This window comes from Bifidobacterium sp. N5G01 (assembly GCF_002742425.1).
GTDB classification, from domain to species: domain Bacteria; phylum Actinomycetota; class Actinomycetes; order Actinomycetales; family Bifidobacteriaceae; genus Bifidobacterium; species Bifidobacterium hominis.
Map to the genome: position 1 here is coordinate 100,370 of NZ_NJNP01000005.1, position 14,661 is coordinate 115,030.

The following is a 14,661-nucleotide window of genomic DNA, read 5'->3' on the forward strand; positions in this document are numbered from 1 at the left end:
CTCCCCTGTCTAGCTGTGCGTCGATTCTTTTTCAGGAGTGAAGGTCTCAGACCTCCATGATCTCCTTCTGCTTGGCTTCAAGCAGGGTGTCGAGCTCGTCAGTGGTCTGCTTGGTGACCTTGTCGAGTTCCTTGAGCAGACGATCGCCCTCGTCCTCGCCCATTTCGCCATCCTTGATGGCCTTGTCGAGGGATTCCTTGGCCTTACGACGAATATTACGCACAGCGACCTTGCCGTCTTCTGCCTTGCCCTTGGCAAGCTTGACGTATTCCTTGCGGCGCTCTTCGGTCAGTTCCGGCATGGTCAGGCGAATGACGTTGCCGTCACGACGCGGGCTTGCGCCCAGATCAGAATCGCGCAGTGCCTTCTCGACGGCGTTGGCCTGGGATGCGTCAAACGGGGTGACGGACAGGGTTCGCGGTTCCGGCACGCCGATGGTGGCGACGGCCTTCAGTGGGGTCGGGGCGCCGTAGTAGTCGACGGTGATGCCGTTGAGCAACGCCGGATTGGCACGACCGGTGCGAATGCCGGAGAAGTTCTCCTTGGTGGATTCCACGGACTTGGCCATCTGCGCCTTGGCCTGTTCGACGATAGTTGCCATTTGTTTACTCCTTGTTGTTGGTTTGTTCGATCGATATTCGACGTTGAATGTCGTTATTCAGCGAGCGTGGATTCCGCAGTGGAAACCATGGTTCCGATTTCCTTACCGAGAAGAGCGCGAGTCACATTACCGGCGCCTTCAAGTCCAAAAACGCGGATGCGCTGCTTGTTATCGCGAGCCATGGAAAGCGCGGCAGCATCCATGACGGCGAGATTGTCGACAAGCGCACGGTTATAGCTCAACGTGGCGAAACGCTTGGCGTTCTCGTCTTTGCGAGGATCAGCGGTATAGACGCCATCCACGCCATTCTTGCCCATCAGTACCTCATCGCAATGAATTTCCAAGGAACGTTGGATGGACACCGTGTCGGTGGAGAAATACGGCATGCCGGCGCCGGCACCAAAAATCACGACGCGGCCCTTCTCCAGATGACGAATGGCCTTGAGTGGAATGTACGGTTCGGCGACCTGCCCCATAGTGATGGCAGTCTGCACACGCGTGGCCTGCCCTTCCTGTTCCAGGAAATCCTGCAATGCGAGACAGTTCATCACAGTTCCCAGCATGCCCATATAGTCGCCGCGGGAGCGATCGATACCAGCCTGCTGAAGTTCCGCGCCACGGAAGAAGTTGCCTCCACCGACAACGATGGCAACCTGAACGCCCTGCTGCACCGCAGGAACGATTTCTTCCGCGATACGGCGGATAACAGATGTGTCGATGCCGACCTTGCCGCCACCAAACGCCTCTCCGGATAGTTTGAGCAGCACCCTGCGTGGATTATCACCAGTGTTTTCGCCAGTCATGAAAAGCCTTTCTTGCCCGAGAACTCACGAAATTTACCGCTCTCAAGAGTATCGGCAAACACAGACACATCAGCGTAGCGACACAGTCTAAAAACAAAGGTGGCCGTCACCCTATGGATGATGGCCACCTTTATGGAATCGCCGTGCGTCTAACGCATGGATTCACTTACAAAGCCAATTCACTCGGCTTCGCCCTTGCCGACCTCGACACGAGCGAAGGCCACGGCCGCGCCACCGACTTCCTTGAACAGGTCGCCGACGGTCTTGGACGGATCCTTGACGTAGGACTGCTCGAGCAGGACGTTCTCCTTGTAGAAGGCGTTGAGACGTCCTTCAACGATCTTCGGAACGATCTTCTCCGGCTTGCCTTCAGCCAGGGACTTCTCAGTAGCCACGCGACGCTCGGACTCGACCACATCGGCCGGAACATCCTCACGGGTCAGCCACTGGGCACCCATTGCGGAAATCTGCAGAGCGGCTTCGTGAGCCACGGCGGCACCAGCCTCATCAGTGGCGATCATGGCCACGATGCTCGGCGGCATTTCAGCGGACTTCTTGTGGGCGTAGATCTCGACGTGCGGACCTTCGACCTTGGCGAACTGGCCGACCTTGACGTGCTCACCGAACAGAGCGGCCGCCTCTTCGACGGCTTCTTTCACGGTGGCTTCGCCGGAAGCGGCTGCCAGCACTTCGTCCACGGAAGCGGCTTCGGCCTTGACGGCATCCTCGAGAACGCTGTCAGCGAATTCCACGAACTTCGGGGTCTTGGCCACGAAGTCGGTCTCGGAATTCAGTTCGACGGCGTAACCGGTCTGGCCATTGGCGGACTCCACGACCTTGGAGGCGATGGTGCCTTCCTGAGCCTTGCGTCCTTCGCGCTTACCAGCGGCCTGAATGCCCTTGGCGCGGATGATCTCCTTGGCGCGAGCCACGTCACCCTCAGCCTCGGTCAGAGCCTTCTTAACGTCCATCATGCCGGCGCCGGTTTCCTCGCGCACCTGCTTGATCAGAGCTGCAGTGATTGCTGCCATTGATTTGTCTCCTCTGGAAAATAGTGATGTCCCATATGATGGGAGGCACAACACCTCCCATCATAGTGGATATTTTCACTCAGCCTTGGCTTCGCCCTCAGCTTCGGCCTCAGCCGGTACGTCGGCGGCCGGAGCGCCCTCAGTGAGGAGCTCCTTCTCCCAAGCGGCCATCGGCTGCTCGGCTTCGCCTTCAGCCTTGGAGGCCTTGCCGGAACGCTCCAGCAGACCCTCGGCCACTGCGTCAGCCATGAGGCTAGTCAGCAGTTCAATGCCACGGATGGCGTCATCGTTGGCTGCGATCGGGTACTCAACGGACTCCGGATCAGCATTGGTGTCGACGATGGCGACAACCGGAATGCCCAGCTTGTGAGCTTCCTCGACGGCCAGGGCTTCCTTGTTGACGTCAACCACGAACATGGCGGACGGAGTACGGTTCATGTTGCGGATACCGCCCAGCTGCTTGGCCAGCTTGTCCTTCTCACGCTCGAGAAGGAGCAGTTCCTTCTTGGTCAGGCCGGAGCCACGAACGTCGGTGAAGTCCATCTCTTCGAGTTCCTTGAGACGGGAGACGCGCTTGGACACGGTCTGGAAATTGGTCAGCATACCGCCGAGCCAACGCTCGGAAACATACGGCATGTTGACACGGGTGGCCTGGTTGGAAACGGCTTCCTGAGCCTGCTTCTTGGTGCCGACGAACAGCACGGTGCCGTTGTGAGCGACGGTAGCCTTGATGAAGTCATAGGCCTTATCGATCATGTCGAGCGACTTGAACAGGTTGATGATGTGGATGCCGTTGCGCTGGGTGAGGATGAACTGCTTCATCTTCGGGTTCCAACGACGGGTCTGGTGGCCGAAGTGCAGGCCTGCCTTCAGCATGTCGCTCATATTGATCTGAGCCATGGTATTACTACCTCTTTCTTGTCGGTTCTTGCCTGGTCATGCGTTCCTGCGTGCAGCCAAAACCTTACGGCATTGGCCGACCGACACAGGTCGTCGCGAACATGACGCGAATTGGTTGTATGCCGGTTGACAATATTGGTGGTTCGGAACTTTCACGACACAGTTCCTTACCGGATGGCACACAAGGTGTAAAAATACCACGGGGTCACGTCTTTTTGCAAAGACGTGACCCCAAATCGTCATATTAAACGGAACGGCAGCAATTACTTGCGGTGATTGCGCATGTAGCGCATCGCCTCACGCCGTTCCTCTTTCTCCAGACGATCGAGATAGACATGGCCATCCAGATGGTCGGTTTCATGCTGCAGCATGCGGCCCATAATGCCATGTCCTTCCAACACGACCGTCTTGCCGTCCAAATCGATGCCACGCACACGAGCATAATCGGCACGACGAGTCTTGTACCACAATCCAGGCACGGACAGGCACCCCTCATCCCCGTACTGTTCGCCGCTGGTTTCTTCAAGGACAGGGTTGAGCACGTATCCGATCTTGCCGTTGATGTTGTAGGAGAATGCCCTCAAACCCACGCCAATCTGGTTGGCCGACAGACCGGCACGTCCCGGATCGTCAACGGTATCAAGCAGATCCTGCACCAGGTGACGCACAGCCGGCGTAATCTCCTTGATAGGGTCGCAGGGCGTGCGCAGCACCGGATCAGGTACGACTCGAATCTCACGTATTGCCAAAGCTATCTCTCCTCAATCATAGTTGTTTCCTCAGTTTCCGATGGGACCACAGGCATTGACGACTCGCCGTCGGTTTCTTCGGACTGCTTCTTGATTTTCTCCTGCATGGTATCAAATGCCTGCCGAACCTTCGGGCTTACGGATTCGGATGCCTGCCGCATGGATTCGGATGCCTGCTTGACCGTTTCCGTAGTGCGGTCAAGGATCTGCACCGTCTTCGGCAACGGCCTGTTGGATGGTTTTGGAGCATATAACACGTTGTCGATGATGTTCTCATACCGTTTGAGCACTTTCGGCCTGACGACCTTCAGGCTCGCCGTCAGCGTGCCGTTCTCCTGGTTGAACTCCTCGTCGAGGATTTCGAACTTGCGTACGGATTCCGCGCGGGAAACGTTCGCGTTCGCCTTTTCAACATACTGCTGGATAAACGCTCGCACGGCATCGTTCCTTGCAACCTGTTCCATGGACATGTTGCTGTCAAGTCCCTGCTGCGCAAGCCAGGAACGGACCATCTCCTGATCAAGCTCGATCAGGGCTCCGATGAATGGTTTGCCGTCGCCGACCACCACACCATGCGACACTATCGGGCAGGTGTTGATGATGTCTTCCATGGGTGCGGGACTGACGTTCTTGCCACCAGCAGTGATGATGATGTCTTTCTTGCGTCCCGTGATATACACAAAGCCATCATCGTCGATGGTTCCCAAATCACCGGTCTTCAACCAGCCATCGGCCATCTTGACGTCGGCCGTCAACTCTGGTTTCTTGTAATAGCCAAGGAACACATTAGGACCCATCACCTGCAGTTCCCCATCATCGTCGGTCCGCACACCCATACCGGGACCAGGCTTGCCTACCGAACCGACACGGTTGGCATCTTGCCAGTTGACGATCATCGGTGCGGCAGTTTCCGTCATACCGTAGCCTTGGATGAAGGTAATATCATCCATACCGTTGAAGAAATGGGCGAGATCAACGTTCAGGGGGGCTCCTCCGCAGGCTAGGTACCTCATGTTCGGCCCCAAAGCGGAGCGGATGGATTTACCCACGACAGACATAAAGAACGAATGTTCGGCGCGAGCCACGATGGAATGGTGTCCGGTTTCCTGCTCATCCTTCGACCATTGCACGAAATGATCAAATGCTCTAGCGAACACCCTTCCCCGAATGCCCGCTCCGGCCTTCTGCGAAGCCGCGTTGTACACCTTTTCGAACACGCGGGGAACTCCCAGCAGATAGGTTGGTTTGAAGCTGCGCAAATCGGCAAGCAGATGTTTGGCTCCCGGAAGATAGCCGACCACTCCTTGACCACCAATCGCAACGTATTGGATGTAGCGGGCGAAACAGTGCGCCAACGGCAGGAACAGCATCAGACGATTCGGCTGATACAGCATTTCGTCGAGAATGATGTAGCCGTTCAACACGATATGCGTGAAGTTCCGGTGAGAGAGCATGGCGCCTTTGGGCTTGCCTGTGGAACCGGACGTATACACAATGGTGAGCATGTCATCGGCCTTGACTCTAACGATCACCTGATCAAGCGCGTCCTCGCTGACGCCCTCTCCGAAATCAGCAACGGCATCGAGACCATCTGCCTTGAAATTGAAAACATACCGCAAGCTGCTGTGCTCTTCACGGATCCGCTCAAGCGTTTGCGTGTGCGCGGAATCGCCAGCGAAAGCGATAACCGGATTCACCTCTTCGATAATTGACTCGGTCTGCTTGGCGGAATCGGTCTCGTATACAGGCACGCTTACCGCTCCAATCGCGGCGCAGGCAAAATCAACGACTCCCCATTCGTAGCAAGTGGGCGAATAGATAACCACCATATTGCCGGTCTTGACCCCCAAGCCAAGAAGGCCTTTCGCAACCGAACGCACACGTTCGAGCATCTCCCCAGCCGTAACGTCATGCCAACGACGAGTCTCATCGTCCTGCCATTGGGCGATGAGATCCTCAGGATCACGCTCAGCGCGTCTGGAGAGCAACGCGAAAACGGTGTCCTCATCCGTGGTGCTATACGCAGGTTCTGGTATAAATTCTCTCAACATGAATCCCTATAGTAGTTGCAGTACATTTAAGGCACGCTGAAAACCCTTGGAATCGGCTGAATTTAGCCAATTCCAAGGGTTTTGAATAATTAGCCGTTTTTCGTCACATGCCGAAATCAGCAGTCACGCATTTCCAAGCGGATCCCTTGAGCACGCACTTCATGTTGCCGCATAGTCTCCGGCCTCCGATGCCCATCAGCACAGTGCTTTCGAAACATGTTGGCGAGATCATCCAGCTTTCGACGGTATAGACGGTAATCGGAAGCAATCCGAGCTGGGCGTACACTTTTACGTCCTTCTTCATCCGGCTTACGATCTGGGCGGAGGCAATCTTCAGCTTTCGCATGTAGTCTTCACTCAACACCTTCTCCACGAGCGACAGCTTCTGCCTACCGCGGAAAATATCAACAATGTTGCAAAGTAGCCGCGCAGAAAACATGCTCATGGAGTAGGCAAACTCAGCATCGCATGGCCCGGGCATGATCTGAACAAAGTGAAATGGAATTTTCCTACCGAAAAGGTCTGAATCGAGAAACCCATCATAAGTGGGAAGCTTTCGACCGGAAGGAAAAACCAGTTTTTTCCATTCAGTCAGTTCTTCCTCCGTGGGAAGCTCTTTAGGATCATCCTCCCCCTTCTTATTGAACAGCACATCCAGTCCAGAAGACGGAATAGCCAAACCCGTCCCGTCAACTGCTGGCGGCGGAACTTCATTTTCAAATGAACCATCCATGATGGCACCTTTCTTCTTTGCCCGACTCATCGTTGAGAGGGGGTGTAGGAACCATTAAGGCATGAAAGATTGCCCCCGTCAAGTTAACATCTGCCTTTTGTGGATATGTGGATAACTCAGATATCCAAACTATTACAGAACACCCTAAATATGCGTTTATCCACCCTTCATATACTGAAGAATAGAGTGGCTCTTTGCTGGAAATGCAATTAAACGGCCTGCTTCAGCATTGCCCCTAATTCGTCTCAAAATATCTTAATAAAAATGGACAGCTCCGACTTTTTCTGAAAGATATTGATCGTGTTTGTTCGCATGTGTTCGTATTATGGTACTTTGCGCCTTATGACGCCAGTTTTTCGCAAAAAACTTTTTAAAAAATTGTCTCTGCACCGTTCGCAGCAGAGCCATCCCATATCAAGATTCTCCAAAAAGTTCGCAACGCCGTCGCGCGACACCCCGTGGTATGCGGCGTCCGAATAATATGGCATAATGAACACTTGGCAGAAAACGTATGTTTCTGCCGTTCCCCCATGGTGTAATGGCAGCACACGGGTCTTTGGAACCCTTTGTCTTGGTTCGAGTCCAGGTGGGGGAGCTTGTTAGGATAAAAGCTCCTGCAGAATCAGTCTGCAGGAGCTTTTATCTTATCCGAAAACGCAGCAGCGGAAAGCGCAGCGGCATTCCGGGAAAAATATTCGCAATACAAAAAATTTGCGAGGTGCCCTCCCCATATGGAGCGGGCACCTCGCAAATGCACCTATACACACCTATGTCAGGCAAACAAGAAGCCCTGGCCGTGGTGTTCCGGGTAGGTGTCAAACAGTTCGGCCACGGAGCCGTCTTCGAACACGGCGCGGATGGCGCTGGCCAGAAGCGGCGCAATCGATAGTACGGTCAAACCGTCCCAACGCTTCTCTTCAGGAATCGGCACGGTGTCGGTAAGCACGACTTCTCGGGCGCCACAGTTCTTCAAACGTTCTACAGCCGGACCAGACAGCACGCCATGCGTAGCGACAACGGTCACCGACTTGGCGCCAGCGTTCTTGAGTACATTGCAGGCGCCTGCGATTGTTCCAGCGGTATCGATCAGATCGTCGACAAGCACGCAGTCCTTGCCTTCGACGTCGCCCACGACTCGGTTGGCGACTGCCTGATTCGGACGGGTGATGTCGCGCGTCTTGTGCACGAACGCGAGCGGGCCGCCGCCAAGACGCTGCGCCCACTGTTCCGCAACACGAATGCGTCCTGCATCCGGGGACACGACAGCGACGTTGTCAAGCTGGTTGGCGAAACGATCACGAATGTAGTCCACAAGCACTGGCATAGCAATGAGATGGTCGACCGGACCGTCGAAGAAGCCCTGGGACTGTGCCGCATGCAGGTCGACGCTCATAATGCGGTCGGCGCCCGCAGTCTTGAGCAGGTCGAACATCAGACGGCACGAAATAGGCTCGCGGCCGCGATGCTTCTTGTCTTGGCGGGAATAACCCAACAGTGGGCAGACCGCCGTAATGGAACGTGCGGAGGCACGCTTGAGCGCATCAATCATGATGAGCTGCTCCATGATCGACTGATTGATCGGAGCTGCGTGACTTTGCAGTACGAACACGTCCGCGCCACGCACGGATTCGGTGTAGCGCACGTACATCTCGCCGTTGGCGAAGTCGTATGCTGTGGTTTCCAGAACATCGATACCGAGTTGTTCGGCGACTTCCGCCGCCAGTTTCGGATGTGTTCTGCCTGTGACAAGGATAAGGTTTTTATCCGGCTTTCCTTCAAGGATTGCGCTCACCATGTCTCCAAACGTCTGTTTTTGCGTCAAGTGGACGTGACCCATACTAACCATCCGCGCAGACCGTCTCATCCGCGCGTGTTCACCTGAAATTTACCGGTACAGTCCGTGCTTGCCAATATATTGCACCACGCCGTCCGGTACGAGGTACCAAACAGGTTCCCCGTGTTCCGCGCGTCGACGTACATCGGTCGAAGAAATCGCCAGCGCCGGTATTTCCAACGTATCGACCTTGCCTTCCGGCAGTTTCACCCCTTCTGGAGATGAGTATCCGGGGCGGGTCACGGCCACGAAGTGGGCCAGATCCCACATTTTGTCGGCATCTTTCCATTGCATGATTTCCGCGACCGCGTCGGCTCCGGTGATGAAGAAGAGTTCCGCGTCAGGATGTTGCACACGGATATCTCGCAATGTGTCGATGGTGTAGGTGATTCCCGGACGGTCGATGTCCACACGTGATACGGTGAATTTCGGATTGGATGCGGTGGCGATGACCGTCATGAGATAGCGGTCTTCCGCGTTGGTGACGTTCTTGTCGAGTTTGAATACGGGGCGTCCTGTCGGCACGAAGATCACTTCGTCGAGGTCGTACACCCATGACACTTCTGACGCCGCCACCAAGTGGCCGTTGTGGATGGGGTCGAACGTACCGCCCATAATGCCGATGCGAGGCCTGCTATGCCAGTTGCCGCGCGCTGAACGTCGACCCGTGGACACTGCGGAACCTGCTGATTCCACGGAAAGGCCGGACATGCGCCGTTCCGGTTCCACCACATAGCTGATGGCAAGTTCGGAATCGGCTTCGGCGGATTCGGGCCGCATGCGTTTCGGACCGGTCATGAAGCGTCCTCGCTCTTCTGCTCCTGATCGGCGTCCGCGGTTTCACGTCCGATGCTGTCTGCCGTGGGCGAAGCGTTGTCAGGATCGATCTTGTCCATATCCTCGTCCCACTCGTCCTGCACAACACGTCTGATTTCAGCGAAGGTCGGCAACGGGAAGTCCGGCTGGTAGGCACGTCGCACCTCGGCCACACGTTCGGTGACACGAATCAGCGTATCAGTCATGCCGTCGATATCCTGTTCGCGTTCCATGGCACTGAATTTGGCGATGTACTGTTCCATAAGACGCATCTGCTCGTCGACGTTCCTGAGTTTCTCCTCGCTGAGTTCCACCACGTCGTCGGCGCCGGTTTCCGGCCAGCCAATCAACACCGCATCGGCATATTCGAGTGACGCGCGCTGTGCCGCCGAGGCGATGCCGTCCTCGATTTGCACAAGGAACACGTATCGTACAATGCTTAATCGTTCGGAGGCGAGCTTCAATCCCAGATATGGATCATTGAGATCCGCATTCCATGGATTCTTGACGTCGGTCATTGTTCCCTCCATCTGACTGTCGTTTTCGTTGATACCGTTTTGTTCGCTCATGCTCGCACCTGCCCCGTTCCGTAACCGATCCACTTGGTCGTGGTCATTTCGCGTAGTCCCATGGGGCCGCGTGCGTGCATTTTCTGCGTTGAGATGCCAAGTTCCGCGCCGAAACCGAACACTCCCCCGTCGGTGAAGCGTGTGGATGCGTTGACCATCACCACCGCCGAGTCGATGCGTGAGGTGAATTCCTCGATGGCCGAATAGTCTTCGGCGATGATGGATTCCGTATGTCCGGTGGAATGACGGTTGATGTGTTCGATGGCTTCGTTGAGTGAGTCGACCACTTTGATGCCGATTTTCAATGCCAGATACTCGGTATCCCAGTCTTCATCAGTGGCATGCATCAGTTCCACTCCGTCGATACCGGCTTTATCGATGATTGCGTAAGCTCGCTCGTCGGCATGCATTTCAACATTGGCGGCGGCGAGTGCGGCTGCGGCCTGCGGAAGGAACGTTTCGGCAATGCCCTGATGCACGAGGAGTTTTTCGGTGGCGTTGCAGACGCCGACACGTTGCGTTTTGGCATTGAGGATGATGGGGATGGCCTTGTTTTGGTCGCCGGTTTGGTCGACGTAGATATGTACGTTGCCAGCTCCGGTTTCGATGACCGGCACTTTGGAGTTTTGCACGACGGCTTGAATAAGACCCGCTCCCCCTCGCGGAATGAGTAGGTCGATGTGACCTTGGGCTTGCATCATGGCGGTGGCGCCCTGGCGTCCGTATTCGTCGACGGATGCGATGAGCGCAGGGTCGTATCCGTATTCGCGTAGCACGTCGGCGATGATGCCGAGTGTGGCTGCGTTGGTACGTTCGGCCGCGTGTCCGCCTCTGAGAAGCACCGCATTACCGGATTTGATGCAGAGCGATGCGACGTCGACGGTGACGTTGGGGCGTGCTTCGTAGATCATGCCAAGCACTCCGATGGGCACGCGGGCCTGTTCGAGTCGTAGACCGTTGTCGAGATGGTATCCGCGTACGATTTCGCCGATCGGATCCGGCAGGGTAGCTACGTGGCGTACGCCTTGTGCGGCCGCGTTGACTCGGGACACGTCGAATTTGAGTCGGTCCAGCTTGCCTGCGTCCATACCATGTTCAGCAGCTTCCTGCATATCGATGGCGTTGGCTGCGGCAATTTCTCCGGCACGCGAGTCGAGTGCGTCCGCGATGACGTTGAGAAGCTCGTTTTTACGTTGCGTGTTGGTTTGGGCAAGTTGCGCTTGCGCGATTCGTGCGGCGTCGGCTTTGGCGCACACTTCGTTGAGCACGTCGATTTCCATGGCGTTGGCTTGGATCTGTGGGTTCGTCATAGTTTCCTAGATTAGCGCGAAATCGCGCCTTGTTCCGCAGCTTCGACCATTATTTCGTCGTAGCGTCGGGAGCAGGGCGCGATTTCACATGTCGTGTGGCTCCAGAGATTCATGTCCGGAACCGTTCTCGATCAACTATTATTCGACATGGAATCAGTGGATCTGGTCGAGGCCCGGATACAGCGGGAAGTCTTCGGCGAGCTTGTCGACGCGAGCCTTGAGGGCTTCCACGTCAGCGTCCTTGCCTGCCGCAAGTGCGGTGCCGATGATGTCGGCGACCTCTTCGTATTCCTTGTTGCCGAAGCCACGGGTGGCGAGCGCGCTGGTGCCGATACGCAGGCCGGAGGCCACGCTTGCCGGACGCGGGTCGAACGGGACGGTGTTGCGGTTGATGGTGATGCCGCATTGTGCGAGGAGGTCTTCGCCCTGCTGGCCGTCCATTTCGCTGTTGCGCAAATCGACCATGACGAGGTGGACGTCGGTGCCACCGGTGAGGACGCTGATGCCGTTGTTCTTGACGTCGTCGGCCATAAGACGTTCGGCGAGGATCTTGGCGCCGTCGAGGGTGCGCTGCATGCGGTCTTTGAACTCCGGTGAGGATGCGACCTTGAATGCGACGGCCTTACCTGCGATGACATGCATGAGCGGACCACCCTGCTGGCCCGGGAAGACTGCGGAGTTGAGCTTCTTGGCATAATCCTGCTTGGCGAGAATGAAGCCAGAGCGCGGGCCTCCGAGAGTCTTGTGGGCAGTGGAAGACACGACATCGGCATATGGAACCGGACTCGGATGCAGTCCCGCGGCGACGAGTCCCGCGAAGTGTGCCATGTCAACCCAGAACTTGGCTCCGACCTCGTCGGCGATCTCCTTCATGGCCTTGAAATCTTCGATACGCGGGTAGGCACTCCAGCCACCGATGATCATGGCAGGGTGGGTTTCGAGCGCACGCTGGCGGATGATTTCAGGGTCAATGCGGAAGGTTTCGGGGTTGACTCCGTAGGCTTCGGCATGGTAGAAACGCCCGGAGAAGTTGATCTTCATACCGTGGGTAAGGTGTCCGCCATGGTCGAGTGCGAGGCCGAGCACGGTGTCACCCGGCTTGACGAGCGCCTGGTAGACGGCTGCGTTGGCCTGCGCGCCGGAGTGGGGCTGCACGTTGACGTATTCGGCGCCGAACAGGCTCTTGGCGCGTTCGCGGGCGATGGTTTCGATCTTGTCGACTTGCTCGCAGCCGCCGTAGTAGCGGCGTCCCGGATAGCCTTCGGCATACTTGTTGGTCAGCACGGAGCCTTGTGCCTGAAGCACTGCACGCGGCACGAAGTTTTCGGAGGCGATCATTTCCAAGCCGTTTTGCTGTCGGGACAGTTCGGCGTTAAGCACTTCGGCGATTTCGGGGTCTGCTTCGGCAATGGGTGCATTGAACATGTCGTTCGGGGTTTGCGCGAGAGGTGATGCGGTCATTGAACTCTCCTTGGCTTGGAGGATAACTACGTTGCCCGCACGAGCATGCGGGCTCCACGATGAAGTGTACGTGCATAAATCGTATGGGAGAACAGGGCGTTTCGAAACATGGCAGCAATCACGAAACAAGAAGGAAACAATCGCCTATTTGCAAATCGCATGTCGTCCCATTCCACGGACGCCAAGCATGTTTCTTCCCGCCCATAACGCTACACTTAATACTGTTTGACGTTATTGCCCGTTCTATTGCTAAGGAAATCCAGTGACCACGTTCCACAGCACCCGCAGCACCACCGATTCGCTCACCTCCAAGCAGGCCATCCGCAAAGGCATCGCCGACGATGGAGGCCTGTTCGTAACCGACTCACTGGGCGAAACCCACGTGGACATCGCATCCCTCGCAGGCAAGTCCTACCAGCAGATCGCATTCGACGTGCTGAGCGTGTTGCTGCCCGACTTCACCGAAACTGAACTCAAAGCATGCATCAGCGAGGCATACGGTGCGCAGTGGTCCGACGAAAAGATCACCCCGGTCAAGCCGCTCGGCGATGACTACGTGATGGAACTATTCAACGGTCCGACCTCCGCATTCAAGGACGTCGCATTGCAAATCCTGCCGCGTTTCATGGCACGCACCACCCCGACCGATGGCGACGACAACGAGAAAATCATGATCGTGACCGCCACTTCCGGAGACACCGGCAAGGCAGCACTCGCTGGTTTCGCGGATGCCGAGGGCACGGGCATCACCGTGTTCTATCCGGAAGGCAAGGTCAGCCAAGTGCAGGAACTGCAGATGAGCACGCAGGCCGGTTCGAATGTGAACGTGTGCGCGGTCAAGGGCAATTTCGATGACGCACAATCCGCGGTCAAGCGCATTTTCGGCGACCGCGAGCTTGCCAACCGCTTGGCGTCCGACTCGCATGTGGTACTGTCTTCCGCAAATTCGATTAATGTGGGGCGTTTGGTGCCGCAGGTCGTCTACTATTTCTCCGCTTACGCGCAGCTACTCGAACAGCAGGTCATCAATGTTGGCGATGAGGTCGAGTTCGTGGTGCCGACCGGTAATTTCGGTGATATTCTCGCCGGATATTATGCGAAGTTGCTGGGCCTGCCGGTCAAGCATCTGGTTGTTGCGTCCGATAAGAACAATGTGCTGTTCGATTTCCTGACTTCCGGCACGTATAACCGTCAGCGTCCGTTCTATCAGACGATTTCCCCGTCGATGGATATTCTCATTTCCTCGAATCTGGAGCGCATGCTGTATTACATGTCCGACAAGGACACTCGTCTGATCGCCATGCTGATGAACGATCTGAACCAGTGGGGCGCCTATGAGGTTCCCGAACCGATGCTGGCTAAGATCCGTTCCCTGTTCGGCACTGGCTGGGCCGATGAGGATCAGGTGCGTGAGATGATCGCGGATTGCTGGAACAAGAACCATTACGTGATCGACCCGCACACCGCGTGCGGCTATTACGTAATGCAGCAGATGCCTCGCGATCCGCTGACGCCGCGCGTGCTGTTGAGCACCGCCAGCCCGTACAAGTTCCCGCGTGTGGTCAACGAGTCCTTGGGATTGGACGCTTCCGGTACGGATTTTGAATGCATGGACGTGCTTGCCGAAGCGACCGGCACCACTGCCCCAGCCGCATTGCGCGGATTGGAAACCGCCAACGTGCGTTTCGACCATTTCGTTGACATCGACGGTATGGAAGACTTCGTCGAGCAGGCCGCCAAAACCCTGTAAACGAAGCATGTCTTCGAACCGTTAGTTCGTCATTATCGGCCGTCCGCAATATG

At 56.2% G+C, this 14,661-nt stretch carries 13 protein-coding genes and 1 tRNA gene; 2 read left to right on the forward strand and 12 right to left on the reverse strand.

Annotation, left to right across the window (positions count from 1 at the left end; translation table 11 throughout):
- Nucleotides 1–46 precede the first annotated feature (46 nt).
- From frr to CE168_RS08025, 7 genes are all read right to left on the reverse strand, one after another.
- Nucleotides 47–601 (reverse strand): ribosome recycling factor, encoded by a 555-nt coding sequence (gene frr / locus CE168_RS07995; protein WP_099571886.1) that lies wholly within the window; start codon nt 599–601, stop codon nt 47–49.
- A 53-nt stretch (nt 602–654) separates the two neighbouring features.
- Nucleotides 655–1,404 carry a UMP kinase gene (gene pyrH / locus CE168_RS08000; RefSeq protein ID WP_099571887.1) on the reverse strand — a complete coding sequence of 250 codons (750 nt, stop codon included), beginning with the start codon at nt 1,402–1,404 and terminating at the stop codon, nt 655–657.
- A 179-nt stretch (nt 1,405–1,583) separates the two neighbouring features.
- Nucleotides 1,584–2,435 carry a translation elongation factor Ts gene (gene tsf, locus CE168_RS08005; protein WP_003834716.1) on the reverse strand — a complete coding sequence of 284 codons (852 nt, stop codon included), beginning with the start codon at nt 2,433–2,435 and terminating at the stop codon, nt 1,584–1,586.
- A 75-nt stretch (nt 2,436–2,510) separates the two neighbouring features.
- Nucleotides 2,511–3,335, reverse strand: coding sequence for a 30S ribosomal protein S2 (gene rpsB / locus CE168_RS08010; RefSeq protein WP_099571888.1), 825 nt, complete (start codon nt 3,333–3,335; stop codon nt 2,511–2,513).
- Nucleotides 3,336–3,598: 263 nt separating this feature from the next.
- Complete coding sequence (locus CE168_RS08015; protein WP_033501059.1) at nt 3,599–4,084, reverse strand: peptide deformylase; 486 nt, start codon at nt 4,082–4,084, stop codon at nt 3,599–3,601.
- Between the two features lie 2 nt (nt 4,085–4,086).
- Nucleotides 4,087–6,135 carry an AMP-dependent synthetase/ligase gene (locus CE168_RS08020; RefSeq protein WP_099571889.1) on the reverse strand — a complete coding sequence of 683 codons (2,049 nt, stop codon included), beginning with the start codon at nt 6,133–6,135 and terminating at the stop codon, nt 4,087–4,089.
- A gap of 103 nt (nt 6,136–6,238) precedes the next feature.
- Nucleotides 6,239–6,868: a hypothetical protein gene (locus tag CE168_RS08025; RefSeq protein ID WP_236824365.1), complete on the reverse strand. Its 630-nt coding sequence runs from the start codon at nt 6,866–6,868 to the stop codon at nt 6,239–6,241.
- Nucleotides 6,869–7,392: 524 nt separating this feature from the next.
- On the opposite strand from CE168_RS08025, the gene CE168_RS08030 reads away from it, so the two are divergent.
- Nucleotides 7,393–7,463, forward strand: a tRNA-Gln gene (locus tag CE168_RS08030).
- 177 nt (nt 7,464–7,640) lie between these two features.
- Here the strand turns inward: CE168_RS08030 and CE168_RS08035 are convergent.
- From CE168_RS08035 to glyA, 5 genes are all read right to left on the reverse strand, one after another.
- Nucleotides 7,641–8,663: a ribose-phosphate diphosphokinase gene (locus CE168_RS08035; RefSeq protein WP_099571891.1), complete on the reverse strand. Its 1,023-nt coding sequence runs from the start codon at nt 8,661–8,663 to the stop codon at nt 7,641–7,643.
- Nucleotides 8,664–8,753: 90 nt separating this feature from the next.
- On the reverse strand, nt 8,754–9,482 hold the full coding sequence (nadD, locus tag CE168_RS08040; protein ID WP_180753436.1) for a nicotinate-nucleotide adenylyltransferase: 729 nt from the start codon (nt 9,480–9,482) through the stop codon (nt 8,754–8,756).
- A gap of 14 nt (nt 9,483–9,496) precedes the next feature.
- Nucleotides 9,497–10,048 (reverse strand): phosphoribosylglycinamide synthetase, encoded by a 552-nt coding sequence (locus tag CE168_RS08045; protein WP_374110521.1) that lies wholly within the window; start codon nt 10,046–10,048, stop codon nt 9,497–9,499.
- A 35-nt stretch (nt 10,049–10,083) separates the two neighbouring features.
- The gene (locus tag CE168_RS08050; RefSeq protein ID WP_099571893.1) at nt 10,084–11,397 is read right to left on the reverse strand and encodes a glutamate-5-semialdehyde dehydrogenase; all 1,314 of its coding nucleotides are present in this window, start codon (nt 11,395–11,397) and stop codon (nt 10,084–10,086) included.
- 153 nt (nt 11,398–11,550) lie between these two features.
- Nucleotides 11,551–12,858 (reverse strand): serine hydroxymethyltransferase, encoded by a 1,308-nt coding sequence (gene glyA / locus CE168_RS08055; protein ID WP_099571894.1) that lies wholly within the window; start codon nt 12,856–12,858, stop codon nt 11,551–11,553.
- Between the two features lie 262 nt (nt 12,859–13,120).
- On the opposite strand from glyA, the gene thrC reads away from it, so the two are divergent.
- Nucleotides 13,121–14,608 (forward strand): threonine synthase, encoded by a 1,488-nt coding sequence (gene thrC / locus CE168_RS08060; protein WP_099571895.1) that lies wholly within the window; start codon nt 13,121–13,123, stop codon nt 14,606–14,608.
- Nucleotides 14,609–14,661 lie beyond the last annotated feature (53 nt).